We start from the raw sequence: 3,151 nt of genomic DNA, 5'->3' as shown, positions 1-3,151 counted from the left end.
CCTCGGGTTTCCGCACCTGCGGGTCCTACGGGAGGACCTTCTCGATCTGCACGCTGCCGGTGCCGGCGGCGGTGCCGCGGGCGTTGAGCAGCTGGACCTGGCCGAAGAACTGCCGGCCCTCGGGGGCCGGGCTGGTGACCAGGACGTTCGCCGAGACCTGCGCGGTGGCGCCGGTGGCGAGGTCCACCGCGGCGGCCTCGTCGACCTGGACGGTGCCCAGGGCGGCCGAGAAGAACACGTCGCGGTAGTCGTACGTGGTGGAACCGGAGGGGATCGCGTAGCCGATCACCTTGACGGTGTAGGTGCCCGCGGCCGGGTTCACCAGGCTCACGGCCTCCTCGGAGTCGCCGTCGGCGGCCGAGCCGACCTTGACGCCGTCCTTGTAGACCTCCAGGTCGAGGTCGGCGGCGGTGTCGGACACCTTGCCGATCGCGACGTCGAGGCGCGAGGTGCCCGCGGGCACCGCGATCTCGGTGGAGTGGGTCTCACCGGGCGCGATGGTCGGCTTGGCGACCTTCGCGGAGCCGAGCGGACCGCCGACGAGCTTGCCGCCGGAGATGGCCGCGCCCGCGTTCTTGACGCTCCACTGGACCGGGGCGGGGGTGCCCTGCTTCACCTCGGGCAGGACCTTGACCGCGGGGTCGAAGGCCGCGCCGAGCACGGAGACGTCCAGCTTGAACGGGTTGTCGAGCACCGGCGACGTACGACGGGCCTCGACCTCGATCTCCCAGACGCCCGGCGTCGGCTCGGGGTACGAGCGCACGTCGGGGCGGCAGGTGTTGGCCGGGTTGGCGTAGTTCGGGTAGCAGTTGGTCGTGGCCGTCGGGTCGACCGGCACGCCGTACGGGTGGATCGCGATGAAGCGCGTCTGGGCGCCCGCCGCGAGACCGCCGAGGGCGACCTCGAGGCTCTTCGCGCCCGGCGGCACGGTCACGAAGTACGACTTGTGCGAGTTGCGCTGCACCGAGGAGGACTGCGACAGGGAGAACGACGGCGCGGCCAGGGGGGCGGAAGCCACGACGGTCGTCAGGATCTGCTTGTCGATGCCCTCGGTGGTCTCGTCGTCCAGCTGCAGGATGCCGCTGTGGACGCCGGCCGACTTGGCGTTGGCCTCGACCTTGATGGTGACGGGCTTGTTCAGCGGCAGGGTGACGTAGTCGTAGCCGCCGACGACCTTGAAGGTGCCGTCGTTGTTGCGCCAGCTCAGGTCGTGCCGGGTGCCGTACTTGACGCCCGTGGTGCGGGTGACGACGACGTTGTAGACCTTCTTCTGGCCGACCTTGAGGCCGCCCTCACGGTCGTACAGGCCGGTGCCGAAGCCCGGGGTCTTCAGGAACTGGTCGATCGCGGTGTCGACCGGCGCCTTGACGGTGAATTCGTCGGCCTTCGCGTCGCGCTGGATGGACTCCCACGCGCCGGGGATGTCGATCAGACCCGAACCCTGCGCGTGCGCGGGGACGTCTGCGATCTTCTTGGCGGCCGTGGTGAGCGCGACCCGCAGGGAGGCCGGCGTCAGCTTGATGTTGTGCTGCTTGGCTGCCGAGATCAGCAGGGCGCTCGCGCCCGCCGCCTGCGGCGAGGCCATCGAGGTGCCCTGGAGCATGCCGTAACCGGCCGGCAGGGTGTAGCCGGCCTCCTTCACCGGGGCGCCGGGCAGCCAGGTCTGGATGGTGTTGATGGCCGCGCCGGGGGCACTGAGGGTCGGCGTGAAGCCGCCGTCCTCACGCGGACCGCGCGAGGAGAAGGGGAACATGTTGTACTTCGCGCTCACACCGGAGCCGTAGTTGGCGGCCCAGGTCTCCTTGGAGACCGACGCGCCCACGGAGATGACCTTGTCCGCGAGGGCGGGGTCGCCGATGGTGTTGACGCCCGGGCCCGAGTTGCCGGCCGAGATGACGAGCTGGACGCCGTAGGTGTCGATGAGGTTCTTGTAGAGCTCGGAGCGCGCGTTGTTGCCGTCGTTCAGCGCCGGCAGGCCACCGATGGACATGTTGACGATGTCCACGCCGCGGTTGACGACGAGGTCGATCATGCCCTCGGTCAGCGCGATGTTGGTGCAGCCGCCGGACCAGGAGCAGGCGCGCGAGGAGACGAGCTTGGCGCCGGGCGCCTCGCCGTTCATCTTGCCGCCGAAGAGGCTGTTGGCGGCGGTGATGCCGGCGACGTGGGTGCCGTGCTCGGACTCGATGATGCCGACGTTGACGAAGTCGGCCTTCTTGCCGACCCAGTCACCGCCCAGCGGGTCCATCGGGACGTTCTTGCGGATCTCGATCACGAACGGGATGCGCTCGGCGACATCGGTCGCCGGGTTGTCCGTGCCGAAGTAGCCGATCTGGTAGCCGTCCTTGTACGGCTTCATCGGCTCGTTGTTCGTGAAGTCGCCGTCCTGGTCGGTGTCGACGCGGACGGTGCCGGCGGCGGCGTCGTAGAGCATGCCGAACCGGTCGGTGGTGTCACCGTCGCGGTTGACGTCGCCGGCCATGTCACCGGTGGCGGTGATGGACTCGGTGAAGCGGCTCCACTGGAAGCTGCCCTCCGGGGCCTTCCAGCTCTGGCCGCCGGCGGTGAAGCTGCCGCCGCTGGCGGTGACCGGGGTGATCTGCGGACGCCAGGTGGCGTCGTTGTCCGTGATCGGGTCGGTCGCCGTGACCCAGTCGACGATCTTGCGCTCGCCGGTGGTGGTCTTCTGCAGGGCCGGGTGACCGAGGTCGATACCCGAGTCCATGATGCCGATGGTGACGCCGCGGCCGTCGGCCTGCGGGTTGGCCTCCACGAAGTCGACCGCACCGGTCTCGAAGGACGGGTTGTACGGGTTCTTCGCGGGGGTGTTCTTGTCCGGCGCCGCGTAGGTCTCGGCGGCCGTCGTCTTCACCGCGTCGGTCGCGCGGTCCGCCTCGGGGCGCGGGTCCGGCAGCTGGATCTCGTGCCGCAGGTCGATGCCGTGCACCGAGGACAGCTTGGCGGCCGCCTTCAGCGCGGCGTCGGCCTTGCCGGTGGGGAGGGTGGCGCGCACGTAACCGAGGTTGTCGTACGTCTGGCCCACCGAGGCGCCCTGGACCGAACCGAGCTGGTCCGCCACCTGCTTGGTCTGGCCGGGGGCGGTCGCGACCATGACGGTGACGTTGGCGTCACCCTTGGCCTTGGCCTGCTG

Annotated in this window: 1 protein-coding gene; it reads right to left on the bottom strand. The window is 69.9% G+C overall.

Annotated elements, in window-relative coordinates:
- Positions 1-25 precede the first annotated feature (25 nt).
- On the bottom strand, positions 26-3,151 hold a 3,126-nt coding region (locus ACWGIU_RS33950; RefSeq protein WP_453711948.1), incomplete at its 5' end, for a S8 family serine peptidase.

The sequence above is a fragment of the Streptomyces sp. NPDC054840 genome (genome assembly GCF_053611065.1).
This window is presented reverse-complemented; position numbering and strand designations above follow the sequence as displayed.